Raw genomic sequence first — 26,794 nt, 5'->3', positions numbered from 1 at the left:
GCGTCCCCAAATAGGGACCGAGCTTTGTCGGCGTTACCACCCTGATTCATACACAAAAAAATTGAGTATGCTCTCTTTTTGATAACGGGAATTTCCCGCTGCATATGCAGAACTCAAAGGTAGGTTCCATATCGCCTCTTTAAGAATCTTCCAGCCAAAAGGATTCTCTCTCTGCAAAAAGGTAAGACATGTACTATTCCTTTTTCATCGTTATAACAAAATAAATTTGTTGAATATCATAATATAAATTTTATTTCAAAACAAGAGCCAATTTTCTTATTTTTATACATTATTTTCAATTATCACTGTTTTATACGTAACTTTTCCGAACTATTTTTACAAGTTGATGAGCAACCATACCAATTAGTGTACCAATTAAAACGAAGAAACAAATAAATCCGTATCCCATTCCTTCCCAACCACCAATAGCGATCATTGTTACAGGAAAGAAAGCTAAACAAAGAAGTACTAAACTAAGTGCAAATATAATATCAAACTGTTTGTCTGGAAAACGTTTCTTTAGTAAATATGACATAAAAAATACAAGGAGAACGGTGACTCCACCAATGATGTAAAAGATACCAAATCCATCTAGCCAATCCATAGTATTCCCTCCTTCCATTCATTCCCTTATACTTATTATATGTTTAATTTTTCTGAAAATAAATAACGAAATTTTATTCAAAAATATATTTTTATTACCAGGTATTAATAGTAATATATAAGAATAGGTTTTATATAATCAGGAGGGAAACTTTATGGATAAAGCATTAACAAATCGCGTCATTATTTTATCTTTCGACTGCTTATCAGCTTTAGATTTTCCTATATTACAAAAACTACCTAATTTCCAAACTTTAATAAAAAAAGGCGCGATTGCGAAAAAAGTGGAGCCAATTTATCCTTCTGTAACATATCCAAGCCACTCAACAATCGTAACCGGTAATTATCCTAATAAGCATGGCGTTGTCAGCAATACATTACTTCAACCAGGACGTGATTCACCAGATTGGCATTGGTACCGAAAGTCCATTAACGGGACAACTTTATATGATGAAGCACGCAAAGCAAATTTAACGACAGCAGCCCTTCTATGGCCTGTTACTGGAAGAGCAAATATCGATTACAATTTACCAGAAATTTTTCCAAATAGACCGTGGCAAAATCAAATTTTAGTTTCATTATTTAGCGGTAGCCCGCTATATCAATTAGATTTAAATCGTCGTTTCGGCCATATACGAAATGGATTGTCACAGCCTGAGCTTGATAATTTCGTCCTTGCTTCTGCCGTACATACAATTCAGACGAAAAAGCCTAATGTTATGTTTGTACATTTTACTGATTTAGATACTCAAAGACATTACCATGGCTTCGAGTCTGAGGAAACAGTAGCTGCAATCCACAGACACGACGAACGCCTCGGAAAAATTATCCATACATTAAAAGAAAGTGGTATATACGAAGAAAGTACAATTATTGCACTTGGTGACCATAGCGCTTTAAGTGAAAACAAAGCAATCCAATTAAATGTCCTATTCTGTCAAAAAGGGCTTATATCCGTAAATAAACGTGGAAAAATACACGATTGGAAAGCTTATTGCCAAAGCTGTGATGGATCTGCCTACGTACATGTAAAGGATAAAAATGATACTGAAACGATTAAAGAGATTCAACTTCTTCTTGAAGAGCTTCTTCAGGATAAACAAAATGGAATTGAATTTATTCTGCACGATGAAGATGCAAAAGAACGTGGCGCTGATGGTAATTGCTTATTTATGCTAGAGGCCATGGAAGGTTATTACTTCATTGAAAATTATACAGGTGATTTCATAAAAGAAATTAATAAAGAAGATGTTAATTCTAGTAAGAAATATACATTTGGAACACATGGATATTCCCCAACAAAACCTAACTATGAAACAATTTTTATGGCTGCTGGGAAAGGCATTCAAAGCGGCGTTACAATTCCGTATATGAGACTGATTGATGAAGGTCCGACTATCGCTAGGTTACTCGGTTTGCACTTAGGTGAAACAGACGGCGCAATTGTAGAGGATTTACTTCAATTGTAAAGAACTGTGTATATATGTAAAAGTTATGTAAAAATCATCACTGTTTCTCTTTTTATAATTTTTATTTTTGTACACTGTTAGTAGAACAAATTTAAGGGGGAACATTATATGAAAAAAATGTCCAGACAAGAAAAAAGCTGGATATTGTACGATTGGGCGAACTCGGTATATTCGCTCGTCATTACAACTGCATTATTTCCAATTTACTTTAAAGCAGCTGCAAAAGAAGCTGGACTATCTGGTGCAACTTCAACAGCCTATTGGGGATATGCAAACTCGTTCGCTACACTTTTAATTTCTATACTCGCTCCTATTCTCGGCACGGTTGCTGATTATAAGGGATTTAAAAAACGATTTTTCACATTCTTCTTTGGACTCGGTATCGTATTTACAAGTATGCTAGCAGTTGTTCCAACATCTCAGTGGTACTTATTACTAGGATGCTATATGCTCGCATTAGTTGGCTTTGCTGGAGCAAATATTTTTTATGATGCATTTCTAGTAGATGTTACCTCTGGAGATAGAATGGACCGAATTTCTACGCGAGGTTTTGCATTAGGTTACATTGGGAGCACAATTCCTTTTATCGGTTGTATTGCTCTTATTATTCTTGCTCAAAAAGGAACTATCCCCTTATCAGTCGGAATTGCTAGTCAAATTTCCTTTGCAATAACAGCTCTTTGGTGGGGACTATTTACGATACCAATGCTAAAAAATGTAGAGCAAACACACTATATTGAACGTCATCCAAGACCAATTGCAATGAGCTTCAAGCGCCTTGCTAATACGTTTAAAAATATTAAAGAATATAAAACTGTATTTATGTTCCTAATAGCTTACTTTTTCTACATTGATGGGGTAGATACAATTATCACTATGTCTACTGCTTACGGAACAGATCTCGGTATTAGTGCAACCAATCTATTAATCATCTTATTTGTAACACAAATTGTTGCTTGTCCATTTGCTTTATTATATGGAAAACTATCGGAAACATTTACCGGTAAAAAAATGCTATATGTCGGCATTATCATTTATATCATTATTTGCACATATGCTTATTTCTTAAAAACGACGTTTGATTTCTGGATTTTAGCAATGTTAGTTGCTACTTCTCAGGGCGGAATTCAAGCACTTAGCCGTTCTTATTTCGCAAAACTAGTACCGAAAGAATCTGCAAATGAATTCTTCGGATTTTATAATATCTTTGGTAAATTCGCGGCAATTATGGGTCCGGTATTAGTTGGTGTCACAACCCAATTAACAGGAAAAACAAACGCTGGTGTCCTTAGTATTATTGTCTTATTTATTATCGGTGGATTCTTATTAACTAGAGTACCCGAAAATAATACGTCCGTTACACCATCTAATCCGAAAACTAAAACAATATAAGAGAAAGATCCCCTTCACACAAGAAGGGGATCTTTCTCTTATATTTTTAACGATAACGCCCTACAATTAAAAACTCTAAAGCTTGTACAAAAATAGTTTATCGACAGTTGTTCCTAATACTTCTGCTAACCGGAATGCTAGTGCTAAGCTTGGATCATATTTATTATTCTCAATTGCATTTATCGTCTGTCTTGATACGTTACACTTATCCGCTAATGCACCTTGTGAAATACTATTTGCAGTGCGCAATTCATAGATTTGATTTTTCACACCGTTTCTCCTAACCTGTAAAATCGTTTTTACATCATCAGTATATAGTTGGGGCATGTCATTGTCAAAAAATTGCCACAAGAAAAGGGAGCAATTCTGCTCCCTTACAATAGCTATTTCGAAACTAATCAATTCGTCATTTCCTCTCGATTCACAATATCTTCTTTCTTTATTTGCATACGTAAAACCGGACCTATGGCTAATAAAATAAGTGACACCGCTATACAAAACACAATAACTAGTGACGTCATTTCCTTCAATCCTCCAGCTAGTGAAGTTCCAATTAGCATTGCACCCATAAACAGTGGTAAAATTGTCCCATTTACCCTTCCAATCATATTTTCTGGTACAAGTTGAATCATAAGCGTACCGACAACGATATTGACACAGGCTAAACAAATACCTGTTCCAAATCGCATCAAACTAGTAACCCAAAATGATGTAGACAACCCTTCAACTAAAAATGAGATTGCTAATATACTCATACCAAATACAAACATCTTTTTCGGATTTACTTTTGCAGCGAAAACAGCAGCAACAATACCACCAATTAACATACCGATTCCATCAGCTGCGGCTAAATATTGAACGGCTTCCTTTTCCATTCCAAGCCGTTCTATTACAAGAAACACTTCTAATGGATTCGTTAGTCCAACAGCTAAGCCCATAATGGTGAAAGTGATCGTAATCATACGTAAATTTTTCGTATGAAGAACGTATTTCCAACCTTCTTTTATATCATTTTTTAATGAACCTCTCGCCACTTGCTCTTGTTCCACCCATTTTGGTAAAAATGAAAGAGCGATAGCAGATAACAAAAATAAAATAATTAAGCTATATAGTGACGTAAATAAACCAAGTTGTGTGTACACAAGCGATCCTACCACTGGTCCAAAAATCATAAATAGCGACTGTAATGTTTGATTAAATGCAATCGCATTTGCTACCTGTTCTTCTTTTACATAGCGTTTAAATATACGCGAAGATGATGGCTGAGAAAACTGACCTACAATCGCGGAAATGAGTGTTGCAAAAAATATAGCCTGCCAATAATCCAGCTTTAGCAACAAGACAATTCCTATAATAGATAGTACGCTTAATACATCTCCAGCAACCATCGTTCTTTTCGGATTCCAGCGATCAGCTAGCGCCCCACCGATAAACGAGAAAATAAAAATAGGTGCATATTCCATAACCGATAATAAAGAAACTGAAACTGGATTATTATTCGTTCGCTCCATTATGAAATACAAAAGAGCCATATTTCTGATCCAAATTGCAAATTGTTGTAAAATATCAGATGCCATAACAAGCATAAATGCTCGGTTTTTAAATAAAGCGTTCATTTTCATTCCCCTTTCATAAACCGACCGTTCGGTCTAATTTATTTTGTAAGAAAAGCAACTGACCTATTATTCAGCTGCCATTCCTTTTAACAATACATCTATTGCCTTTTTATAAATACGTTTCAGCTCTTTATAATCTAACTCATAGTAAAGTACTCCAAGCCCTGATAATAACCCATTCATAATATACATGAGATCGCGAGTATTATCTTCAAGGAACTCTCCAGACTTTATGCCTGTTTCAATTAATTTCTCAAAAATAACATACGATTCTCTAGTTAGAGCTAACATTTCATCTAAAATCTCTTTACTTACAACTTGGCTCATAGAAAATTCTTCTATTGCACTAGAAATAGGTTGCTGTATGTCCTCTACATAATATTCCGCGAGACCATATAGTTTTTCAGTACTAGTACTATACAACTTCTCTTTTTCATTCCATTTTTCAAGCCAATCATACGTATGCTGTTTTACTACAAATAAAAATAATTCTTCTTTACTTTTAAAGTGATAATAAATGCTTCCTTTACTTCGCTCTGTAATTTCACAAATCTCTTCCATAGATGTGGCTGCATAGCCCTTCTGTGAAAACAGACTTTCTGCTTTATATGCAATTTCTTTCTTTATCTCTTCTGCGCTTCTTCTCATATTCACACCTCTTTAAACCGACCGTTCGGTCTAATGATAACAAATAAAAACCTCTATCGCAAGAGGCTATACTCCTTATTTAAGAAAACGTACTTTCAAACCACATTCGAATCATGTGTATTATTCCAAATTTAAATCCTAATTTAGTAAGAAATACGGTTCCCTTTTCATTTCCCCTAGCATGTTAAAAATATTTAATCAAACGTTTGTTTAACTGTTTTTATGCATATGTAAGCCAACTAATCAAACGTTTGTTTAAAAAGAAATACGCCCCCTATAAGGCGTATTCTCATCAATCACCGCCGCCTCCACCACCGCAGCTACCTCCACTATCTCCACCAAAAGAACCTCCGCAATCATGTGAACCTCCATCGTGCGAGCTATCATTATCCGATCCAGCAAAGAAAAATAGTGGTGATGAACTGTTAGACGTACTATGTGTATTACTCTTTTTAGTAAGACTTACTCTTCGTTTATTTGATTTAACTGATGCTGCAATCATCCAAATTAAAACACAAAATAATAATGCCGCTATAACAAACCCCATATAAAAACCTCCCTAATTCTCGAATAATTGAATGGTTCTCTCTAGATTTTCAAGCGAAATGAAGCGTGATTCACGAAGGATCTCTTTTCCATTATAAAATAATAAAACTGTTGGCCCTGTAAATACTGCATATCGCCCCGCAATCTCTTGCATGTCTTGTAGTAATATTTCTACTTTCTCTACGTAATCATAATTCTCTAATACGCAATTTACTTTTCTTAACATAACATCACAAACACCACAATTTTCCGTTTTAATAAACAGCAGTACTAATTGTTGTCCTTCAATATATGTCGCTAATTCTTCTATCGTTTCAAATGTATTCATCTTATCCCTCTTAGCGTAATTTACGAAATACTTTACCCTGATACATACGAAAAGCTGAACTATCTTTAATCTTTCTCTTTTCCATTACCTGCTGAAAACGCAGCGTTTTTGCTGTTAACTCTTCTTGTAATTCTTTTCTCTCTACTTCATCATAACAGCACGCAATTAAGTCTTCTATTTTTAATATATCTTTTTGTAGTTCCATTTCTGGTGGAATCATACCTGCATTTTTCAAGATTTTATAACTCATTCTAAGTTCTGGAGGTACCATTGAAAGGTCTTCTAATTGTAGTGGTTTTCCTTTCCCCGGAATATGATCGAGATCACCATTCCGTATTGCTTGTCGAATTTTTTCTTCAGCAATGTTCAAAAAGACATCCACACCATTCGCTCCTTTACATATTTTTACTATTATTTTACATGATATTTTCTCATCTTGCTACGCTATTACAAATTGCCTTTATACAATTTTTTCTCAAATTTAATTACAAGGAGCCTTTTCCTCCCTAATCAATATTTTATTTTCATGTGTAGTCTGTATTAGAGCCATTTAATATTGAGAAAATCTTTGCGAATCAAATTAAGCGTTTACACCAAATCTTGCATTTGCTACGATTTAATCACCCCCAGCTCCCTTGTATAGACTTCGTGATGTCTGATCATTTTTATCTAGACGTTTCATACGTCTAGATTCACTTTGGTTTATTGGCGCATGCCTTTAAATATATCTTTTATTTTGAAAGGAGAAATGACTATGAAATCAAAAAAATTCACGCTACTATTACTATCCCTACTACTTTTCTTACCTCTTTTTCTCACAAACTTTATTACTCCAAATTTCGCATTAGCAGATTCACCAAAGCAAGGTCAAAAAATTGTTGGGTATTTTCCTTCATGGGGCGTTTACGGACGTAATTATCAAGTTGCAGACATTGATGCATCAAAGCTAACTCATTTAAACTATGCTTTCGCTGATATTTGCTGGAATGGAAAACATGGAAACCCTTCTACTCACCCCGATAATCCAAATAAACAAACGTGGAACTGTAAAGAATCTGGTGTACCACTGCAAAATAAAGAGGTCCCTAATGGTACTCTCGTACTCGGTGAACCATGGGCTGATGTCACAAAATCTTATCCGGGATCGGGTACAACTTGGGAAGATTGTGATAAATATGCCCGCTGTGGAAATTTCGGAGAACTGAAACGATTAAAAGCTAAGTATCCTCACTTAAAAACAATTATTTCAGTTGGTGGCTGGACTTGGTCTAACCGCTTTTCTGATATGGCCGCTGATGAAAAAACAAGAAAAGTATTCGCTGAATCTACAGTAGCTTTTCTTCGCGAATATGGATTTGACGGCGTTGATTTAGACTGGGAATACCCGGGTGTTGAAACGATTCCTGGTGGTAGTTATCGTCCTGAAGATAAACAAAACTTCACCCTTCTGCTTCAAGATGTTCGAAATGCATTAACGAAAGCTGGTGCAGAAGATGGTAAACAATATTTACTAACAATCGCGTCAGGTGCAAGCCAACGTTATGCGGATCATACAGAGCTAAAGAAGATTTCTCAAATACTGGATTGGATTAATATTATGACATACGATTTCCACGGTGGGTGGGAAGCTACTTCTAACCATAATGCTGCACTATACAAAGATCCAAATGACCCCGCAGCGGATACGAAATTTTACGTAGATGGTGCGATAGACATTTATACAAATGAAGGGGTTCCAGCGGATAAACTCGTATTAGGTGTACCTTTTTACGGACGTGGATGGAAAAGTTGCGGAAAAGAAAATAATGGGCAATACCAACCTTGTAAACCAGGTAGTGACGGAAAGCTCGCTTCTAAAGGCACTTGGGATGATTATTCTACCGGTGACACAGGTGTGTACGATTATGGTGATTTAGCATCTAATTATGTGAATAAAAATGGTTTTGTTCGCGGATGGAACGATGTAGCGAAAGTACCTTATTTATATAATGCGACTACAGGAACCTTTATTAGCTATGATGACAATGAATCTATGAAATATAAAACAGACTATATAAAGACAAAGGGTTTAAGTGGCGCAATGTTTTGGGAACTAAGCGGGGATTGCCGTACAAGTCCAAAATATAGTTGTAGTGGACCAAAATTACTTGATACGCTAGTAAAAGAATTACTTGGTGGACCTATTACTCAAAAAGATACTGAACCACCAACAAACGTAAAAAATATTGCTGTTACAAATAAAAATTCAAACTCAGTTCAATTAAACTGGACTGCATCTACTGATAACGTAGGAGTTACGGAATATGAAATTACTGCCGGAGAAGAGAAATGGAGTACAACAACAAATAGCATTACAATTAAAAACTTGAAACCTAATACAGAATACACATTTTCAGTATTAGCAAAAGATGCTGCTGGTAACAAATCACAACCTACTTCTATTCTTATAAAAACAGATGATGCTAACACAACACCTCCTGGTGGAAATGGCAATGCTACCTTTTCAGTCACTTCAAATTGGGGAAGTGGTTACAACTTCTCAATTATAATTAAAAATAGCGGAACGACCCCTATTAAAAACTGGAAATTAGAATTTGATTATAACGGTAATTTAACACAAGTTTGGGATTCTAAAATTAGTAGTAAAATAAATAATCATTACGTAATTACGAATGCAGGATGGAATGGTGAAATTCCTCCTGGTGGATCAGTTACAATCGGAGGGGCAGGAACAGGCAATCCCGCCGAACTTGTAAATGCATCCATTAACGAAAACTAAACGTAACCTCCATTAATTATTTCACTAAAGTTTGAATTTAGGTTTGAGTGCTCTATCCTAAATTCAAACTTTTAATTTTATGAAAAATCACAATTTACATTATAATAACCTATTATAGTTATATTTAGTTTCTAATATGAAGTTCGCGTGAAGTTCATCTGAATTTTACATGAATTTCCTTTAAGTTCTATTGTCTTCCCATACTAATCACATTATCCTTTACATATAGGAATCATTTCCATTTCATTTCAAACTATCTATATATATATAAAAAGATAGTAGCCTATTAGGGAAAGGCATCTAGTATTATTATAAATATAACCAAAGAAAAAGAACTCTTATGGTGCGCTTATAAGCGCACCATAAGAGTTCTTTTTCTTACAATTCTCATTTGAGAGTTCTCGAAAATCATGTTAATCACAAAGAAAAGGCATTAGCTCATAAAAGCTAATGCCTTTTCTTTGTGATTATTGTTAAACGTTCCATTTTTCGATATTCCATATTTTCGTTATCCATGCTTCATAGAAAGAGGGCTCATGTGAAACAATTAAAACTGTACCTTTATATTGTTTTAACGCTTCCTGTAAATCCGTCTTAGTCTCTGCATCCAAATGGTTAGTTGGTTCATCTAAAATTAAAACATTGCTTTTAGTTACGATAAGTTCGCATAATCGTACTTTTGTTTGTTCTCCTCCACTTAATAACTGGATAGGTTTTAATATATGTTCTTCTTTCAATCCGCACTTTGCTAATGCTTGTCGGATTTCTTTTCTTGTCATATCTGGTCTCCCTGCCCATACTCTTTCTAGTGCAGTTATTTCTGAGGAAAATTCCTCTTGTGCAAAATAAGCGGGTTTTACTCGTTCCCCAACAGAAACTGAGCCGCCTAACGGTTTTATTTGTCCTAGTAATGTTTTTAACATTGTTGTTTTTCCAATCCCATTATGACCAATAATCGCAATCTTTTCCCCTTTTTTCACTTGAAAATCCAATTCTGGAAATAACGGTTCACCATAACCAATTTTCAGTTTCTCTACCTGTAATATACGACTCACTGGCTCAGTATAAACATTAAAATCAAAACGGGCGCGAGGTACATCGTTAACCTTTTCAACCTTTTTCATTTTCTCTAATACTTTTTCACGACTTTTCGCTTGTTTCGCTTTACGAATTTTATTTTTTTGAATAAAACCCTCTAAATGTGCAATTTCTTTTTGTTGTTTCGCATACGCCGCTTGTAATTGTTTCCTTTGTAATTGATAACTTTGCAAAAAGGTTTCATAATCTCCCGCATAGCGCTTAACCTTTCGTTCTTCTAGATGATAAATAACATTCGTAATATTGTTCAAAAATATTTCATCATGCGAAATGATAATATAAGCTTTTTCATACATTTGTAAATATGATTGCAACCATTCTATATGTGCTGTATCTAAATAGTTAGTTGGCTCATCTAATAATAAAACATCCGCTTTTTCTAAAAGGAGTTTCCCAAGTAACAACTTTGTCCGTTGACCACCACTTAACTTTGAAACATCCTTTTCCAATCCTATCTCAAACAAGCCTAAACCTGTTGCTACTTCCTCAATTTCTGTATGAATTTGATAAAAATTAGAATTCTCCAATATAGTTTGTAACTCTCCATACCTTACTAACAATTTCGCTACTTCTCCTGCTCCAGCCATCTCTTCTGTAAGTTTTAACATGTCACGTTCCAACTCATACAGGTTAGAAAACGCACTTTGCAAGTATTCTTCAATTGTTATGCCTTCTTGTAAATCTATATGCTGTTGCAAAAAGCCAATCTTCACATGTGGAAACCATTCAATGTTTCCATCATCATGTATAAGTTCTCCTGTTAACAAGCGTAATAATGTGGATTTTCCAATTCCATTTTTCCCTACTAGCCCAACATGTTCGCCCTTTAATAATCGAAAGCACGCATTATATAAAATGGTTTTCTCACCATATGAATGACTTACATTTTCTACTGTTAATATACTCATCTTTTTTCTCTCCTTTTCTTATGATCCATAAGCTAAATAGAGAGAACAACAGTATAAAGCCTTATTTAGTTATACATATAAAAATGGGTAAGGTGAATACACCTTACCCATTACATATTATCGTAAGAAAGGATTAAGGTTCTTTACCTGCTGTCTTCAATTTAGCTTATTTGTTAAAAATGGGCAGACTTCTCCCGTATCAAGCTAAAACCATTTGAAGAACAGTTGATAAAGTCATTTTATCCTTTCACTCCTTTAACATTTGTTATATTAAGAGTATAAACCACTCTGTTATATTCTATTCTCTACTTTTTCTTTTGTTCCTTCTTCCAATTTATCCGATGTTAATGAACCCACTATTTCCCCTATAGATTTCATCTTTCTCCTTCAATAGAAAAAAGCCTCTTAACAGCAATTATACAAAAAACTGTTAAAAGACTTTTTTCTATTTTTTCATGTAAGGAGCCAATACTCTTAAAATTTCTTCCTTATCCTTCTTTAACTCAAGAGATGTTAACATATCCATCGTTCGCGGCCTAGGTAATTCCACTTGGACCTCGCCAACTATTGATGCTGGTCTTTGAGATAAAATAAATACGCGATCAGAAAGTAAAATTGCCTCATCTAAGTCATGTGTAACCATAACAATTGTTTGCTTTTCTTGATGCCAAGAATTTAAAAGCCAACTGTGTACTTCCATTTTTGTAAATGCATCTAATTTTCCAAAAGGCTCATCCAGCAGCATAATTGGCTTTTCACATAAATACGTACGAAGGAAACTAATTCTTTGACGCATTCCACCTGATAATTCATCTGGATAATGATCTGCATATTCATCTAGCTCAAATTGCTTTAATGCTTCCATTCCTTCTGTCAGCCTTTGTTTTTTAGGCTTCCCTTCGATTTCCAATGGAAGAACGATATTTTGCAAAGCCGATCGCCACGGTAGTAATAAATCTTGTTGCGGCATATAACTAACAACATCTTGTTTTTTTACATACTCCTCGTTATAAAACACTTCTCCGCTCGTTGGCTCTTCAACACTTGCAATCATATTTAATAATGTACTTTTTCCACAACCACTCGGACCTACAAAAGAGACAAACTCTCCCTCTTGTATAGACGCACTAATATTTTCTAATACATTCTTTCCATCGAAAGCTTTTAAAATATCTTTTATTTGTAATCCACTCATTTTTCACTTGGAAGGAATTCATTTGTAAAGGCATCTTTTACATCGATTTTCTTTTTAATAACTTTGTTGTCATATAAGAAATTCATGTAATTTGTCCAAATCTCTTCCTTCTGTACTCCCCACGCTTTTGCATCATCTTGATACTTTGTACTTAACCACTTTTGGCTTTCTTGTACTAATTCTTTATTCACATCCGGAACAGCTTTAATTAAAATATCCGCAGCTTCTTTCGGTTCTTTAATTGCAAAATCATAACCTTCTGTCGTTGCCGTCATAAATTTTTTCACAAAATCTTTATCTTGCTTCGTATGTTTTTCACTTGTAATAATAACAGGACTATAGAAATCAAGCGCTGGATCTAAGTCTTTTACCATAATTGTATTTAACTCTTTTCCTTGACGCTTCGCTTCAATTCCATCCCATCCATAATAAATCCATTCAAAGTCTGCATCACGACCGATTGATTTAAAGAAATCTGTTTGTCCAAGAATAATTTTTTCAACTTTATTAAAATCAGCTTGATGTTTCTCCATAATCGTCTTTAACGTCGCTTCTTCTGCTGGTCCCCCCCAGCCGCCATAACGTTTACCTTCAAAATCTTTCGGTGCCGTCATATTATCTTTTTTTAGAGATGCAAAAGCAGAGGTATTATGCTGAATAATTGCACCAACAGAAACAACTGGGATTCCTTCAACACGAGCTAATGTTACATTTTCTTGTGCGCTTATCGCAAAGTCTGCTTTCCCAGAAGCAATCATCTGCTCTGCCGTTACATTATCACCAGGCTGGATAATTTCTACATCAAGCCCTTGCTTTTTGTAATAATCTTTCGTTTGCGCTACATATAAGCCAGTATGATTCGTATTTGGAAACCAATCTAAAACGACTTTTACTTTTTTATCTTTACTTGAACTTTCTTCTTTCTTCGCCGGATTACATCCGGCAACAGTTACTGCTAATAATGCAGCTAACATAATTTTTAAACCTTTTTTCATTTTCTGCCGCCCTTTCTGTATATCCATGGTGCTGTTATTCTTGCCATAAATTCAACAATAAAGTACAGACATAATGTCACCATGACGATAATCGCTGCAACACCAAATACTCGAGCCGTTAAAAAGGATTTTGTTGCTCTTGTAAGCATAACTCCTAATCCTTCGCTGGCACCAAGCCATTCCCCAATAATCGCCCCCATCACACTATATGTAACAGCAATTTTTAAACCTGAGAAAAAGTATGGGAGTACTGCTGGAAACTTTACTTTCTGGTAAACTTGCCATTTCGTTGCCTTCATTGTTTGTAACAGTTTCAGCATATTTTTATCTACCGTTTGGAAACCTTCTAAAATGCTAAGCGCAATTGGAAAGAAACAAACAAGAATAACAACCATTACTTTTGGCAACATTCCGTATCCAAACCAAATAATAAATAATGGTGCGAGCACAACGATTGGAATTGTTTGCGAAATAACGAGCAATGGATTCATTAAAATCCGAAATAAAGGGATGACATCCATAATGATAGCAATACTCGTCCCAAGTAAAATTGCAAAAAACAACCCAATTATTACTTCCTGTAACGTTTGCACTGTATTCGGTAATAGTAAATCTTTCATTCCAATTAACTCTTGCACAATTGCAGACGGCTTCGGTAAAATCCACGGCTCAATTTTAAATAATGAAACAGATCCTTCCCATATAGCAATGAGAAGGATAAGCCAAATTGTTGTGATTATTTTAGATCGCTTCTGGTTTTGCATATTCATCACGGTACTTCCAAACTTTTTCGTCAATCGTTACGCCTGTACTTGGACGATAGTGAATTTTAATAGAAGTGATTACTTCTTCTGCTCCAGCATCGACGCAAGCTTGTTGCGCGCGTTTAATGACGTCAAGAAGTACATCTAATTCTCCTTCCAACGTTGTTTCCATTGCCCCTACTTCATAACGAACTCCCGACTGTTGTACAACTTCAATTGCTTTATCAACAACGGAATACACATCTTTGTTCTTCGCTTGTGGTACTACTGAAAATGAAATTGTAACTTGTTGTGACATAATAAAATCCCCCTTACAAAATATGGTTTCAAAAAAAGAAAAGGCTTTCCTACCATGTAGGAAAGCCTTGTATACAAGTTATTCTATAATAACTTATGCTACATCACTTTAAAGTAACTCCCTACGCTGGCATTATCCAGATCAGGTTGAGGGTCGATGTATACTTACATCCTCTCAGCCAATTGGCTCCCCGGTTCTTAATTCGTTTTCATTGTAGCATGATTTATTTTATTGAACAAACAAAAGCATGCATAATCACTTCATTTAACTTTTGAATTCCCCAATTAACTCTTGTAACTCCTGTGAAAGCCAACTTAAAGAACTAGCTAATTCAGCAATATCTTGTACAGACATTTCCTGTTCTTTCATACTTTCTTGAACATTACTACTACTATTCGCATACTTATTTGCGATAAGTGATAGTTCATTTACAACACGAACAATATTTTGGCTATTTTGCAATATATCACTTGAATTGCTAGAAACAGCTCTAACTTGATTGGTAACAGTTTGTGCTGATTTCGAAATTTTTTCAAAGAAAGCACCACTACTTTCAACAAGTTTAATTCCTGATTCTACTTCTTTTGAAGCTTTTTGCATTGAAACAACAGCTTCTTCCGTTCCAGCTTGTGTTTCCCCAATTAATTTTGCTATATCTTTTGCTGATGCTTCCGTCTGCTCTGCTAATTTACGCACTTCATCAGCAACAACGGCAAATCCCTCTCCAGTTTCCTCAGCACGTGAAGCTTCAATAGTAGCATGTAAAGCTAGCGAATTAGTTTGATTTGAAATACCTGTAATTTCAGTTACAATATCACTAATTTCTTTTGATCTTGCTTCCAAAGAATAAATAATAGAAGATAAATCTTGTACTGCATTTTGTATTATGTTCATTTGATTAATCGCCTGTTTAATAACACCATTTCCTTTTCCTGAATGATGCTCTATACCTTCAGACTCTTTCGCCATTTGTTTTGCAGCATTCGTTATCTCTTCCATCTTATCTTCCATTTCATATACAATACCTAAATACTGTGGTACTGAAGTTTCTTGTGACTGGGCGCCAGCTCTTAACTCAACCATAGAACTTACGATTTCTTGAACTGCCATGCTATTCTCTTTCGTACTCACTGACAATTCTTTTGAAGATGAGGAAACCTGTTCTGCTGTCTGCTTCACTTTATCTATAATTCCTTTAAACTTCTCGATGGTATTATTAAAATACGCATTAATAATACCAATATCATCTGGTCTTTCCTCTAATTTAATACTTAAATCACCTTCACCGACTTTGCGCAACCCTTCACGTAAATCCCGCAATGGAGCAAGTGCGTTACGTACGATTAAGAATTGAATAACAGTTGCAATTAAAACAGAAATACAAATAAACATTAAACCTTGTATAATGAATTTTCCCTTTGTAATAGGAACAATAGAGGCATCTACATCGGCTGCAACAATTGCCACAATATTATCTTCTCCATCTTTAATTGGCTCTAATATCGTTACCCATGATCCTAATGCGTCTTCATATACTACTGTCATGTTTGCTTTTTTCGTGCTCATTACCTTATCATATGCTTTCATCCAAAGATCTGGTTGTTTATAATAGTCCCCTGGCTTTACTTCAACAACATTTGCTAAGTCTGTAGACAAGTCGACGATTTGTAACTCACCTTTTTCATTTTCTTTTGCTCCAACAATATACGTTTGTCCAACACTGTTCAATTCTTCCGTTGATTCATCTAATTTCTCTGTTAACTTCTCTCTCTTTTCTCTTTCTGCCGTTGGATCTTTTGCAACATCTCTCACTATTTCTGCGTCTAATTTATGTAATACCGTATCTCCTGTTTCAAAAGAATGCCTTTCAAATATAGACATCATACTATTTTGAAACATGTTAAAACTTAACGCCCCCATACTACCAACAAGCGTCAAAATAACTAATACAGTTAACAATACATTTTTTTGAAGAAATGATAGCTTGTGCCAATACTTTCCCATTAACATCACCTTTCTAAATTAACTTAGTATAAAGTAAAACTATTAAAATATAAACCTCATCAATAAATGATAACAATTCTCATTTGTTTACAAATAAAAAAAAGACCAATGAAAAAGCATTGGTCAAAACCAACCCTATCCGTCCGGTAACTGGCTAGCATAGTCATTTGACCTTAGCCCCTGTAGTTTTGCGCCCTCATGTTTCCATCAGTTTGCCTTTCTCGCTGAACGAGTTGAACGATATGGGAGTTCTATGAGAATTTAAATATTCTCTTTCAAAGATTACAACATAAAAATTAAAATGTCCACTTATTTAGAGATTTAAATATAAAGTTTTAATGTATTATTTTTTCGAAATAATTTAACAAAGTTCGTGAATGTTACATTTCTTGTGTTATATAATAAAAAACGTATACAACACAAGGGTTATTCTGGATATTAATTTAATTTTCTTTCAAATTAAATTATTCGAATATATCTTAACTTACGAATTTCGGAGGTAGTTTATCATGTTTTGGCTACAATTTCTTACGTTACTACTCTGCATTTTTATTGGTGCACGCTTAGGCGGAGTTGGTCTAGGAGTAATGGGTGGCGTTGGTATGGCAATACTTGTTTTCGTCTTCCACTTACAACCTACAGCTCCTCCTATTGATGTAATGCTTATGATTTTAGCAGTAATTACAGCTGCCGGTGCTTTGCAAGCTGCTGGAGGAATGGATTACCTTGTCTACCTTGCTGAGAAAGCATTACGAAAAAATCCAAAGCGTATTACATTTTTTGCTCCTATTGTTACTTATTTATTCACGCTATGCGCGGGAACTGGTCATGTCGCTTATTCTGTACTTCCCGTTATCGCCGAAGTATCTCGCGAATCAGGAATTAGACCTGAACGACCAATGTCAATTGCCGTTATCGCTTCCCAGCAGGCAATTACAGCTAGTCCAATATCGGCTGCAACAGTTGCACTTTTAGCAATGTTAGCCGACTATAAAATCACCTTGTTAGATATTTTAAAAGTCAGTATCCCTTCTACTTTTATTGCTTGTATGGTAGCTGCATTCGTTGCTAGTAAAATGGGAAAAGAATTAAATGAAGACCCTGAATACTTGAAGCGATTAAAAGAGGGAATGATCCCTAAACTTGAAGAGAAAAAAGAATTTGCGGGTGTAAAAGGCGCTAAATTATCAGTTATCCTTTTCCTAGTAGGAACTTTCCTTGTCGTACTTCTTGGTTCATTTGAAGCCCTTCGTCCGGGATGGATGGTTGACGGGAAGTTAGCTCGTCTTTCCATGCCAAACACAATTGAAATGGTCATGTTAACCATTGCTGCTCTCATTATTATTTTCTGTAAACCAAATGTGGAAAGCATTGTAACTGGTAACGTCTTTAAAGCAGGCGCAACAGCAGTTGTTGCTATTTTTGGTATCGCTTGGATGGGAGATACTTTCTTCAACGGAAACTTAAATATAATTCAAGGATCAATTCAACACTTAGTGACAAGTGCACCATGGCTATTTGCTATTGCACTATTCATTCTATCTATTTTACTGTATAGCCAAGCAGCAACAGTTCGTGCTTTAGTGCCACTCGGACTATCACTTGGTATTCCGCCGGCATTACTTATTGCGATGTTCCCTGCAGTAAATGGATATTTCTTCATTCCAAACTACGGGACAATCGTTGCTGCAATTAACTTTGACCGTACTGGTACAACAGGAATTGGTAAATATGTTTTAAATCATAGCTTTATGATTCCGGGCCTGATCGCAACCTTTACTTCTATCGGAATTGGAATGCTCTTAATTTCAATTATGTTTTAAATAAAGTGAAACTTTAATCAGTGGGGGGTTTTGTTCTTCCCCCACTGATTATTAGCCCGCACCAATCGGGCTTTTACCGGCGTAAGACTCCCACAAATAGCAGGATAAACGAAACAACTCATTTTGCGACTCTACAAACTCTTATTTACTTCCTCAACTAATTTCTTCGTACCTTCATACGCAGATTCCGCTAAGCTAATCGCTGAAATAACTGAAACACCATCCGCACCCGCTTCTATAACAGAAGCTGTATTTTCAATTGTAATCCCACCAATCCCAACGATCGGTATTGTAATCTCTTGTTCCCTAAAATACTTTAGACCTTCCGTTCCTTGAACCGCTTTTGTATCTTTTTTCGTACTCGTCGGGAAAATTGGACCAACTCCTAAATAATCAGCTCCATTTTCAATCGCCCAGCGTGCTTCTTCAATTGTATGTGTAGATACACCAACAATTTTATCACCCATTTTTTCACGAACAGAAGTAATTCCTTCATCATCTTGTCCAACATGCACGCCATCTGCATCTAACTCGAGGGCTAGTTCCACATCATCATTTACGATGAATGGTACACCGTACTCCTTGCAAATCGCTTGTAGTTCTTTCGCAAAATCAATACGCTTCTCTCCCATTAAAGCCCCTTCTCCCTTTTCACGAAGTTGAAAAATTGTTATACCACCTTCTAGTGCATCTCTCAATACTTGTAGTGGCTCCTTCGTACAATTGTTACTTCCCATAATAAAATATACTGGTAATAACCTAGACATTTCATCCATTGTAATGCGCGACATCTAGTTCCTCTCCTTACTGTATAACCTCAATCTTTCCATACTTCTCAATATCATCTGAAGTTGTATTCGCTAACTGATTTAAAAATTCAATTTGAAAGCTTCCTGGTCCATTCTCTACTGTTTTCGAAGCCGCTACTTCTGCTGCTACTCCATAGAATGTTAATGCGGCTACTGCTGCCTTTACATAATCCTTTTCTACCGCTACAAATGCTCCTATTACAGAAGTTAGTAAACAACCTGTTCCAGTAACTTTCGTTAAAATAGGATGGCCATTTCGAATAAGAATAGTTCGCTCTCCATCTGTAACAACATCTTCTTGTCCAGTAATTATCGCAACTGTATTTAATTCATCCGCTGCCTGTTTTGCAATATTTACAACATTACCGTTTCCAGTACCAGCATCTACACCTTTAATTTCCCATTTCTCATTAATAACGTTAGCTATTTCAGCCGCATTTCCGCGGATAACAGCTAAATCGATTTCAGCTGGAATATATCTCGCAACTTCTGTTCGATAAGAAGTTGCTCCTGCCCCAACTGGATCAAACAATACTGGTACATCATTCTTATTTGCTGATTTACCAGCAAGTAACATCGCTTCTACCTCTTCAGGACGAAGTGTACCCATATTTAAAACAAGGGCTCCCGCAATGCTAGCCATTTCTGCTACTTCTTCTTTTGCATACGCCATTACAGGTGATGCTCCTAATGCTAACAAACCGTTTGCTGTAAAATTTGTTACAACAACATTTGTAATATTATGCACGAGTGGATTAGACTCTCTCACCAAATCCACTACTTTACTAATTTCTTTCATATTCATCCTTTTCATCTCCTAACTATAGTAATGGGAGATACACAAAAAGGCACTTTGCGCGTACGCAAAGTGCCTGAACATGTGCTTTTACACTCTCCCTACGCTGGCATTATCCAACAGGTTCAAATGGTCAATGACGGACTAGTCATACTCTCAGTTTGCATCCACAAACTCCCATGTGTTTATTATTCATCTACTTCAAAGTCTACTCTTATTCTAGTAAAATAACAAGTTCTTTACTTTTATAGAATGATAGAGATCAGAACTCTCCTGGTTCAACCATTCTTCGCCTTTATATAAGTAAAACTCTCACACGTATATTTCACCACAAATAACTCAAACCGTCAGCAAGACTGAATAGAACAAAGATGTATGCTATATTTAACGTATGGAAATTTGAAAGGATGTTTTTAAATATGGCAAAAAGTATTGTAATTGCTGAAAAACCTTCTGTTGCACGTGATATCGCACGTGTACTGAAATGTGATAAAAAAGGGAACGGCTATCTTGAAGGTAGTAAATATATTGTTACTTGGGCTTTAGGTCATCTCGTTACATTAGCTGATCCAGAAAGCTATGATGTGAAATATAAACAGTGGAATTTAGAAGATTTACCAATGCTACCGGAGCGTTTAAAACTAACCGTTATTAAACAAACAGGGAAACAGTTTAACGCTGTAAAAAGTCAGCTTCTTAGAAAAGATGTAAATGAAATCATTATAGCTACTGACGCCGGTCGTGAGGGCGAGTTGGTCGCACGCTGGATTATCGATAAAGTTAAAATGCAGAAACCGATTAAACGTCTATGGATTTCATCTGTTACCGATAAAGCAATTAAAGATGGCTTCGCAAATTTAAAACCAGGAAAAGCATATGACAATCTATACGCTTCAGCTGTCGCACGTTCAGAGGCTGACTGGTATATCGGACTTAATGCGACTCGAGCATTAACTACTCGCTTTAATGCCCAACTAAATTGTGGTCGTGTTCAAACACCTACTGTAGCCATGATTGCAAGCCGTGAAGATGAAATCAAACATTTCAAAGCTCAAACTTACTATGGTATCGAAGCTCAAACAGCTGAGAGATTAAAGCTAACCTGGCAAGATACAAAAGGAAATAGCCGTAGCTTTAATAAAGAAAAAACTGATGCAATCGTGAACAAAATTAGTAAACAAAATGCTACTGTTGTAGACATTGATAAAAAACAAAAGAAATCGTTCGCTCCTGGTCTTTACGATTTAACTGAACTACAACGTGATGCGAATAAAATATTTGGTTACTCTGCGAAAGAAACATTAAACATTATGCAAAAATTATATGAACAGCATAAAGTTTTAACGTACCCTCGTACAGATTCACGCTATATTTCATCTGATATTGTCGGAACACTTCCAGAGCGTCTGAAGGCTTGCGGAGTTGGAGAATACCGTCCTTTAGCACATAAAGTATTGCAGAAACCTGTAAAATCTAATAAATCATTTGTTGATGATAGTAAAGTAAGTGATCATCACGCAATTATTCCAACAGAGAGCTATGTAAACTTCTCAGCTTTCACAGATAAAGAACGTAAAATTTATGACTTAGTTGTAAAACGTTTCTTAGCTGTTTTATTCCCGGCCTTTGAATATGAACAACTAACATTGCGCACGAAAATTGGTGACGAAACGTTCATCGCACGCGGAAAAACGATTTTACATGCTGGTTGGAAAGAGGTTTATGAAAATCGATTTGAAGATGATGATGCAAGCGATGATGTAAAAGAACAAATCTTACCTCGCATCGAAAAAGGCGATACATTAAACATAAAACTAATTGTCCAAACATCAGGTCAAACGAAAGCACCTGCACGTTTTAATGAAGCAACATTACTTTCAGCGATGGAAAACCCAACAAAATACATGGATACGCAAAACAAACAACTTGCTGACACGTTAAAGTCAACTGGTGGATTAGGTACTGTAGCTACACGAGCTGATATTATCGACAAGTTATTCAATTCGTTCTTGCTTGAAAAACGTGGTAAAGATATTCATATTACTTCAAAAGGCCGTCAGTTACTTGATTTAGTGCCAGAAGAACTGAAATCTCCTACACTAACTGGTGAATGGGAGCAAAAGTTAGAAGCTATCGCTAAAGGAAAATTAAAGAAAGAAGTATTCATTTCAGAAATGAAGAACTATACGAAAGAAATTGTTGCTGAAATTAAATCGAGTGATAAAAAATATAAACATGACAACATTTCAACGAAGTCTTGTCCAGACTGTGGTAAACCAATGTTAGAAGTAAACGGTAAAAAAGGTAAAATGCTTGTATGCCAAGATCGCGAATGTGGTCACCGTAAAAATGTATCCCGCACTACAAACGCACGCTGTCCTCAGTGTAAAAAGAAACTAGAACTTCGTGGTGAAGGAGCGGGCCAAATTTTCGCATGTAAATGTGGCTATCGTGAGAAACTTTCTACATTCCAAGAGAGACGTAAAAAAGAATCCGGCAGCAAAGCTGATAAACGTGATGTCCAAAAATATATGAAACAACAGAACAAAGAGGAAGAACCATTAAACAATCCATTCGCAGAAGCATTAAAGAAATTAAAATTTGATTAAACAAAAAGGTTCCTACCACTATCGGTAGGAACCTTTTATTTTTAATGAATAATTTTACTTCCTTTTGCGTTCTCAACAAACTTTTCACTTGATTTGTTAATTGGTGTTTTCAGTAATAATGCAGCCACAACCATGATTACTACGAAAGCACTTAACACAAGTAAATCTCTAGTTACTATATCCCAAAGCATTCCACCTACTGTTTCACGAATTGCACTAATAGCATATGTGAATGGCAAGAATGGATAAATCGCTTGGAAGAATGGTGGTGTCATTTGAATTGGGAACGTACCCCCCGATCCTGCTACTTGTAGTACAAGTAAAATAATCGCCATCGATTTCCCAACGTTTCCGAAAATAGAAACGAGTGAGTACACGATACAAACAAATACTCCCCCAATAAATAAACTAAATAACACAAACCAGAACTTATCGACTACGTACGTACCGAGTAAGAATATATCTCCCATTGATACGATAAACGCTTGTGAAAGACCTATCGTTAAGAATGTTAATAAACGTCCGAAGTAAACTTCATGGCTCTTATAATTCGCGCCCTCTTCGTGTACTTCTACGGTTAATAATGAAACCATTAATAATGCGCCTACCCATAATGCAAGCACTGTATAGAATGGTGACATTGCTGAACCGTAGTTCGGCATTGCAAATAATTTATTCTCTTTTAAATTTACTGGATTTGCAAAGTAGTCACTTTGCTTTTCAACATCATTCTTTAATAAGCGTATGATGTCTTTTATATCCTCTTCAGATTCAAAATCACGAATTTTATCTGCTAATTCTTTAATCTTTTTCTCAGTAGCTGGCATTTCAGCTTTAATATCTGCAATTTTCTTTTGACCATCTACTAAGCCTTTTGATGAATCTTCAAGTAATTTTTTCACATCTGGAAGCTTCTTATCTGCCTCGCCTAAAATTTGAGATGTATTTTTAGACATCTCTTTTGTACGAGCAATTGCTGCATTGAAATTTGGAGTGATTTCTGAGTCATATTTAGCTAAAATGTCACCAATTTGGCCCGAAACATTTTTAGACACTTGATTAATACTTTCAATAACATCTGCTGCTGGTTTTTGACCTTTATTAATAGCGTCAATTCCTTTATCAGTTAAATCGATTCCTTTTTGCAAACCATCTTTTGCTTTATTTAACTTAGCAATTGTGCCATTAAGATTTTTATCACTATTCACATCGCCCAAAACTTTATTTGTACTTTCCATAACCGGAATCATATCATTAACTAAATTCCATCCTGCTTTGAACTGTCCATTTAAATCATTTAAGGCTACTTTTGTAGAATCTAATCCATTAACACCTTTGTTACTTAAGTCTTCTCTTGCTTTTTCAAGCTCCGTTTTTAATCTGCTGTAATCATTTACAGCCTTATCATATTTTTCTCTACCATTGTCTAATGCTTCATTTGTTTGGTTTACTAAATCATTTGCTGCTTTTATATCTTGATTTAAATTCCCTCTTAACTGCTGAGCATCTTCTTTTACATTTTCAGCTTTGTTTTTCAATTGCTCAGCTGTGCTTACTGCTTTTTCGAAATCTGCTACAAACGTAGCATTATAATCTGCTTCTGCTTGATTTACCAAGTTATTTATTGCATCTAATTTTTTATTAGTAGCGTCTCTTACATCTTGTTTCACTTCTTGCCCTGTACCAATAATATTGGCAATATCTTTAACGCCACCATTTGCATTTTCAATAGCTGATTTAAGGTTTGTTAATTTTTCTATTCTCTTTTGGAAGAATTCTTTTCCAAAATCAGTTGATGCAGACTCTTTAAATTTAGTAAAGACATCAATTAAATATGAAACACTATCTGCTCGACCTTGCAGCGTCTCAGAAACCTTATTAAGATCTTGTTTCGCTTTTTCCGGATCCAAATTACCATTTTGCAACCCGTTTATAACACCTTGTGCATAAGTTGTTCCGACACGTATCGAACTAAAAACATTATTTACAGTTTGATCAATATTTTTAGCAATATTTTTATACCCCTCACCATTCACTTGCGGTAACGCTGGAATTTCTGGTATTTGTGGTACTTGCGGAATAGTTATATTAGGCAACACTGGGAATTTAGCCGGATCTGGAAGTGTCAGATTAGAATCAAATGATGGATTTTTTAAGAAATCAGTAATTGCTGCCGCACTATCTAAACCTTGTTGCATTACAATTAAATTATTCTTAATTGTTCCAGGTGCACGTTTCAAGGTTTCATCATTTCTCGCAAAGAATTTATCTAAATTCCCTAACGCTTCCTGCCCATCATTCATAACACTTTCTACAACTGGCAACTCTTTTTGTGCTACTTTCACAACATCTTCTGCCCGAGTCGCATCATCTAATGCCTTATCCACAAGTGTATTCATTTCTGGGAACTGTGCTTCTAACTTAAATACAAGATCTTTTACTTTCTCGATGCTTGGTAAGTTAGTTTCTAAATCGATTCCAAGGTCATTGAAGATTTCAAAAATCTCACCGTTTGCTGTTTTAACAAAGTTTTTACTAACCTCTTCTGTAAGACCCGATGCACCTTTAGCTGTAATTTTCGGTGCAATCGCATTTACTTTTTCATTTACATAGTAATCAAGTTCTGGTTTCTGTGGATTTTCATTCAAGACCGTTGCAATCTTTTCAGAAAAATCTTTTGGAATAGTAATACTTGCGGAATAATCTCCACGCTCTACTCCATAAATTGCTTGCTTTTCATCAACAAACTTCCACCCGAAATTTTTGTCCTTCTTAAGTGAATCTACAATTTCTTCCCCGATGTTAATATCTTTCCCTCTTAAATTTGATCCAACATCTTGGTTAGAAACTGCAATTTGGATTCCTTTCGTATTTCCGTAAGGATCCCAAGAAGCTTTAATGTTAAACCATGCATATAACGATGGTAAAATCATTAACCCTAAAACAATAACAATTGCAGCCCAATGTTTGGCTACATTCCGTAAATCTGTCTTATAAATACGCCAAATCTGTTTCATATAAGCAATCACCTAATTATATATTTTTCTTTCTTTGGAAAATGATACATACATTTTGCAATTATATCACTTTCTACATCGTGGATTAAACGAAAACATACTATTTTTCCCATTAAATATTTCACTTACTTCATTATATAACGAAGTAAAAAAAGTATGCATACAAAATGACCAAATTAGTTTTACATTCAATAATAACAAATATATAGGAAATGTCATAAAAAATACAAGTATTTTCTCTTGGGAATACTTGTATTTATCAAAAAATCCTCACAGCTTTTCATTATCTGTGAGGATTTCTTCTATTATATATCTAATTGTACTTCCACACCGAAATGGTCAGAAATTACATTTCGATTTGTTCCATTAAAAATGACTTTTGAAGAATTAACTGTTTTACTTTGATTGCTTAATATTAGGTCGATTCGTAAGTTTTGTTTATTTTCATCCCAACCAGCAATCTCTCCTTGGACAGTTGTTCCTTCATCCTTCTCTATCGCTAGTTCATATGTGTCATATAAACCTTTTTGCATCATATACTCATAACCCTCTCCTTCCAAACGAGCATTGTTATTAAAATCACCCATTAAGAAGGAAAGTTCATTGCTATTTACACGCTCCATTAAACGATCAACTTGGTCTTTGAATGATTCTTCTTCATCATTCCACCAACCGAGATGGCAAGAATAAAACGTTATATTCTTATCATTATAAGCAATTGTTGCACTTACAATTTTGCGTGTTTTCCAATACGTTGTATCCTTATTTTCTGAGACAAAGAACGTATCTTCCTTTACAATGTTGTGCTTTGTTATAATTGCTAATCCTTCTTCGTACACATCATATCCAATATGAGAGAAATCCCAAATAATATTGTATTCTTTTACATTTAATGCTCTTAACTCTTCTAGCAGTAAAAGTCCAAAATTATCTTTTTTCTTGTTACCGCATACATTTTCAGCTTGTATAGACTGACTTACTTCTTGCAATGCGATCACATCATAATCTTCTTCTTGAATTGCTTTAGCAAGATACTTTATTTTTTCAATTTGATTCTCTTCTTGCCAAGAGTGACAATTTAAAGTTAGCAATTTCAT

22 protein-coding genes, 1 pseudogene, 3 riboswitches and 1 other annotated feature are annotated in these 26,794 nt (G+C 35.2%); of the genes and pseudogenes, 5 read left to right on the top strand and 18 right to left on the bottom strand.

All coding sequences use genetic code 11. The features are described 5' to 3' along the window. Positions 1-9 precede the first annotated feature (9 nt). Positions 10-217: a binding site (T-box leader), on the bottom strand. Between the two features lie 93 nt (positions 218-310). Then, on the bottom strand, positions 311-604 hold the full coding sequence (locus MKY90_RS02275) for a YesK-like family protein (RefSeq protein WP_002124993.1): 294 nt from the start codon (positions 602-604) through the stop codon (positions 311-313). A gap of 154 nt (positions 605-758) precedes the next feature. On the opposite strand from MKY90_RS02275, the gene MKY90_RS02270 reads away from it, so the two are divergent. Together MKY90_RS02270 and MKY90_RS02265 are read left to right on the top strand one after the other, a co-directional pair. After that, positions 759-2,072 (top strand): alkaline phosphatase family protein, encoded by a 1,314-nt coding sequence (locus MKY90_RS02270; RefSeq protein ID WP_098167857.1) that lies wholly within the window; start codon positions 759-761, stop codon positions 2,070-2,072. A 108-nt stretch (positions 2,073-2,180) separates the two neighbouring features. After that, a complete protein-coding gene (locus MKY90_RS02265) occupies positions 2,181-3,464 on the top strand; it encodes an MFS transporter (protein WP_341090206.1) in 1,284 nt (427 codons plus the stop codon). Positions 3,465-3,539: 75 nt separating this feature from the next. On the opposite strand, the gene MKY90_RS02260 is transcribed toward MKY90_RS02265, so the two are convergent. The 7 genes and pseudogenes from MKY90_RS02260 to MKY90_RS02230 all read right to left on the bottom strand — a co-directional run bounded on the left by MKY90_RS02260 (position 3,540) and on the right by MKY90_RS02230 (position 6,984). Next, a complete protein-coding gene (locus tag MKY90_RS02260) occupies positions 3,540-3,791 on the bottom strand; it encodes a helix-turn-helix transcriptional regulator (RefSeq protein WP_033715363.1) in 252 nt (83 codons plus the stop codon). Between the two features lie 71 nt (positions 3,792-3,862). Continuing rightward, entirely contained in the window at positions 3,863-5,080 is a 1,218-nt protein-coding gene (locus MKY90_RS02255) for an MFS transporter (protein WP_215599084.1), read from the bottom strand. A 66-nt stretch (positions 5,081-5,146) separates the two neighbouring features. Next, positions 5,147-5,728, bottom strand: a complete 582-nt coding sequence (locus MKY90_RS02250; protein ID WP_098167858.1) for a TetR/AcrR family transcriptional regulator — start codon at positions 5,726-5,728, stop codon at positions 5,147-5,149. 79 nt (positions 5,729-5,807) lie between these two features. Beyond that, a pseudogene (locus tag MKY90_RS02245) lies at positions 5,808-5,891 on the bottom strand (histidine kinase); the annotation flags it as partial. A 129-nt stretch (positions 5,892-6,020) separates the two neighbouring features. After that, on the bottom strand, positions 6,021-6,275 hold the full coding sequence (locus MKY90_RS02240; RefSeq protein WP_078204727.1) for a hypothetical protein: 255 nt from the start codon (positions 6,273-6,275) through the stop codon (positions 6,021-6,023). A gap of 12 nt (positions 6,276-6,287) precedes the next feature. Then, positions 6,288-6,602 carry a thioredoxin family protein gene (locus tag MKY90_RS02235; protein WP_078204728.1) on the bottom strand — a complete coding sequence of 105 codons (315 nt, stop codon included), beginning with the start codon at positions 6,600-6,602 and terminating at the stop codon, positions 6,288-6,290. 10 nt (positions 6,603-6,612) lie between these two features. Further along, positions 6,613-6,984: a DnaJ family domain-containing protein gene (locus MKY90_RS02230; RefSeq protein ID WP_002010200.1), complete on the bottom strand. Its 372-nt coding sequence runs from the start codon at positions 6,982-6,984 to the stop codon at positions 6,613-6,615. 372 nt (positions 6,985-7,356) lie between these two features. Here MKY90_RS02230 and MKY90_RS02225 point away from each other — a divergent pair, with 372 nt between their 5' ends. After that, positions 7,357-9,381: a glycosyl hydrolase family 18 protein gene (locus MKY90_RS02225; protein ID WP_098167860.1), complete on the top strand. Its 2,025-nt coding sequence runs from the start codon at positions 7,357-7,359 to the stop codon at positions 9,379-9,381. 473 nt (positions 9,382-9,854) lie between these two features. On the opposite strand, the gene MKY90_RS02220 is transcribed toward MKY90_RS02225, so the two are convergent. From MKY90_RS02220 to MKY90_RS02195, 6 genes are all read right to left on the bottom strand, one after another. Further along, complete coding sequence (locus MKY90_RS02220; protein WP_098167861.1) at positions 9,855-11,387, bottom strand: ABC-F family ATP-binding cassette domain-containing protein; 1,533 nt, start codon at positions 11,385-11,387, stop codon at positions 9,855-9,857. 445 nt (positions 11,388-11,832) lie between these two features. Then, positions 11,833-12,582: an ABC transporter ATP-binding protein gene (locus MKY90_RS02215; protein WP_341090201.1), complete on the bottom strand. Its 750-nt coding sequence runs from the start codon at positions 12,580-12,582 to the stop codon at positions 11,833-11,835. Continuing rightward, positions 12,579-13,577 carry an ABC transporter substrate-binding protein gene (locus MKY90_RS02210; RefSeq protein WP_098167862.1) on the bottom strand — a complete coding sequence of 333 codons (999 nt, stop codon included), beginning with the start codon at positions 13,575-13,577 and terminating at the stop codon, positions 12,579-12,581. The genes MKY90_RS02215 and MKY90_RS02210 overlap by 4 nt, the downstream gene beginning before the upstream one ends. Next, positions 13,574-14,347, bottom strand: a complete 774-nt coding sequence (locus tag MKY90_RS02205; RefSeq protein WP_002091231.1) for an ABC transporter permease — start codon at positions 14,345-14,347, stop codon at positions 13,574-13,576. Before MKY90_RS02205 ends, MKY90_RS02210 begins: the two co-directional genes overlap by 4 nt. Further along, complete coding sequence (locus MKY90_RS02200) at positions 14,319-14,639, bottom strand: MTH1187 family thiamine-binding protein (protein WP_000082898.1); 321 nt, start codon at positions 14,637-14,639, stop codon at positions 14,319-14,321. The genes MKY90_RS02205 and MKY90_RS02200 overlap by 29 nt, the downstream gene beginning before the upstream one ends. 101 nt (positions 14,640-14,740) lie before the next feature. Continuing rightward, positions 14,741-14,842: riboswitch (TPP riboswitch) on the bottom strand. A gap of 61 nt (positions 14,843-14,903) precedes the next feature. Continuing rightward, entirely contained in the window at positions 14,904-16,643 is a 1,740-nt protein-coding gene (locus tag MKY90_RS02195; RefSeq protein ID WP_016121405.1) for a methyl-accepting chemotaxis protein, read from the bottom strand. 142 nt (positions 16,644-16,785) lie between these two features. Next, positions 16,786-16,870: riboswitch (cyclic di-GMP riboswitch) on the bottom strand. 282 nt (positions 16,871-17,152) lie between these two features. On the opposite strand from MKY90_RS02195, the gene MKY90_RS02190 reads away from it, so the two are divergent. After that, positions 17,153-18,466, top strand: coding sequence for an anaerobic C4-dicarboxylate transporter family protein (locus MKY90_RS02190; RefSeq protein WP_002029556.1), 1,314 nt, complete (start codon positions 17,153-17,155; stop codon positions 18,464-18,466). 131 nt (positions 18,467-18,597) lie between these two features. Here the strand turns inward: MKY90_RS02190 and thiE are convergent, their stop codons facing one another. Together thiE and thiM are read right to left on the bottom strand one after the other, a co-directional pair. Further along, positions 18,598-19,257 (bottom strand): thiamine phosphate synthase, encoded by a 660-nt coding sequence (gene thiE, locus MKY90_RS02185; RefSeq protein ID WP_341090198.1) that lies wholly within the window; start codon positions 19,255-19,257, stop codon positions 18,598-18,600. 13 nt (positions 19,258-19,270) lie between these two features. Next, positions 19,271-20,080, bottom strand: a complete 810-nt coding sequence (gene thiM / locus MKY90_RS02180) for a hydroxyethylthiazole kinase (protein ID WP_002091241.1) — start codon at positions 20,078-20,080, stop codon at positions 19,271-19,273. Positions 20,081-20,152: 72 nt separating this feature from the next. After that, positions 20,153-20,262, bottom strand: a riboswitch (TPP riboswitch). Positions 20,263-20,490: 228 nt separating this feature from the next. On the opposite strand from thiM, the gene topB reads away from it, so the two are divergent. Continuing rightward, positions 20,491-22,680 (top strand): DNA topoisomerase III, encoded by a 2,190-nt coding sequence (topB, locus tag MKY90_RS02175; protein ID WP_002124971.1) that lies wholly within the window; start codon positions 20,491-20,493, stop codon positions 22,678-22,680. 41 nt (positions 22,681-22,721) lie between these two features. On the opposite strand, the gene MKY90_RS02170 is transcribed toward topB, so the two are convergent. After that, positions 22,722-25,697 (bottom strand): YhgE/Pip domain-containing protein, encoded by a 2,976-nt coding sequence (locus tag MKY90_RS02170; protein ID WP_098167865.1) that lies wholly within the window; start codon positions 25,695-25,697, stop codon positions 22,722-22,724. A 305-nt stretch (positions 25,698-26,002) separates the two neighbouring features. Next, positions 26,003-26,794 (bottom strand): endonuclease/exonuclease/phosphatase family protein, encoded by a 792-nt coding sequence (locus tag MKY90_RS02165; protein WP_002169267.1) that lies wholly within the window; start codon positions 26,792-26,794, stop codon positions 26,003-26,005.

Source organism: Bacillus sp. FSL P2-0099 (assembly GCF_038007445.1).
GTDB classification, from domain to species: Bacteria; Bacillota; Bacilli; order Bacillales; family Bacillaceae_G; genus Bacillus_A; species Bacillus_A mycoides.
This window is presented reverse-complemented; position numbering and strand designations above follow the sequence as displayed.

Bases quoted from the DNA above. Each gene is read 5' to 3' on its own strand.
- MKY90_RS02165 (WP_002169267.1), bottom strand. From the start codon at position 26,794: ATGAAATTGCTAACTTTAAATTGTCACTCTTGGCAAGAAGAGAATCAA.
- MKY90_RS02260 (WP_033715363.1), bottom strand. From the start codon at position 3,791: ATGCCCCAACTATATACTGATGATGTAAAAACGATTTTACAGGTTAGG.
- MKY90_RS02170 (WP_098167865.1), bottom strand. From the start codon at position 25,697: ATGAAACAGATTTGGCGTATTTATAAGACAGATTTACGGAATGTAGCC.
- MKY90_RS02195 (WP_016121405.1), bottom strand. From the start codon at position 16,643: ATGGGAAAGTATTGGCACAAGCTATCATTTCTTCAAAAAAATGTATTG.
- MKY90_RS02210 (WP_098167862.1), bottom strand. From the start codon at position 13,577: ATGAAAAAAGGTTTAAAAATTATGTTAGCTGCATTATTAGCAGTAACT.
- MKY90_RS02205 (WP_002091231.1), bottom strand. From the start codon at position 14,347: ATGAATATGCAAAACCAGAAGCGATCTAAAATAATCACAACAATTTGG.
- thiM (WP_002091241.1), bottom strand. From the start codon at position 20,080: ATGAATATGAAAGAAATTAGTAAAGTAGTGGATTTGGTGAGAGAGTCT.
- MKY90_RS02250 (WP_098167858.1), bottom strand. From the start codon at position 5,728: ATGAGAAGAAGCGCAGAAGAGATAAAGAAAGAAATTGCATATAAAGCA.
- MKY90_RS02235 (WP_078204728.1), bottom strand. From the start codon at position 6,602: ATGAATACATTTGAAACGATAGAAGAATTAGCGACATATATTGAAGGA.
- topB (WP_002124971.1), top strand. From the start codon at position 20,491: ATGGCAAAAAGTATTGTAATTGCTGAAAAACCTTCTGTTGCACGTGAT.
- MKY90_RS02265 (WP_341090206.1), top strand. From the start codon at position 2,181: ATGAAAAAAATGTCCAGACAAGAAAAAAGCTGGATATTGTACGATTGG.
- MKY90_RS02190 (WP_002029556.1), top strand. From the start codon at position 17,153: ATGTTTTGGCTACAATTTCTTACGTTACTACTCTGCATTTTTATTGGT.
- MKY90_RS02275 (WP_002124993.1), bottom strand. From the start codon at position 604: ATGGATTGGCTAGATGGATTTGGTATCTTTTACATCATTGGTGGAGTC.
- MKY90_RS02225 (WP_098167860.1), top strand. From the start codon at position 7,357: ATGAAATCAAAAAAATTCACGCTACTATTACTATCCCTACTACTTTTC.
- MKY90_RS02200 (WP_000082898.1), bottom strand. From the start codon at position 14,639: ATGTCACAACAAGTTACAATTTCATTTTCAGTAGTACCACAAGCGAAG.
- MKY90_RS02270 (WP_098167857.1), top strand. From the start codon at position 759: ATGGATAAAGCATTAACAAATCGCGTCATTATTTTATCTTTCGACTGC.
- MKY90_RS02255 (WP_215599084.1), bottom strand. From the start codon at position 5,080: ATGAACGCTTTATTTAAAAACCGAGCATTTATGCTTGTTATGGCATCT.
- MKY90_RS02220 (WP_098167861.1), bottom strand. From the start codon at position 11,387: ATGAGTATATTAACAGTAGAAAATGTAAGTCATTCATATGGTGAGAAA.
- thiE (WP_341090198.1), bottom strand. From the start codon at position 19,257: ATGTCGCGCATTACAATGGATGAAATGTCTAGGTTATTACCAGTATAT.
- MKY90_RS02240 (WP_078204727.1), bottom strand. From the start codon at position 6,275: ATGGGGTTTGTTATAGCGGCATTATTATTTTGTGTTTTAATTTGGATG.
- MKY90_RS02215 (WP_341090201.1), bottom strand. From the start codon at position 12,582: ATGAGTGGATTACAAATAAAAGATATTTTAAAAGCTTTCGATGGAAAG.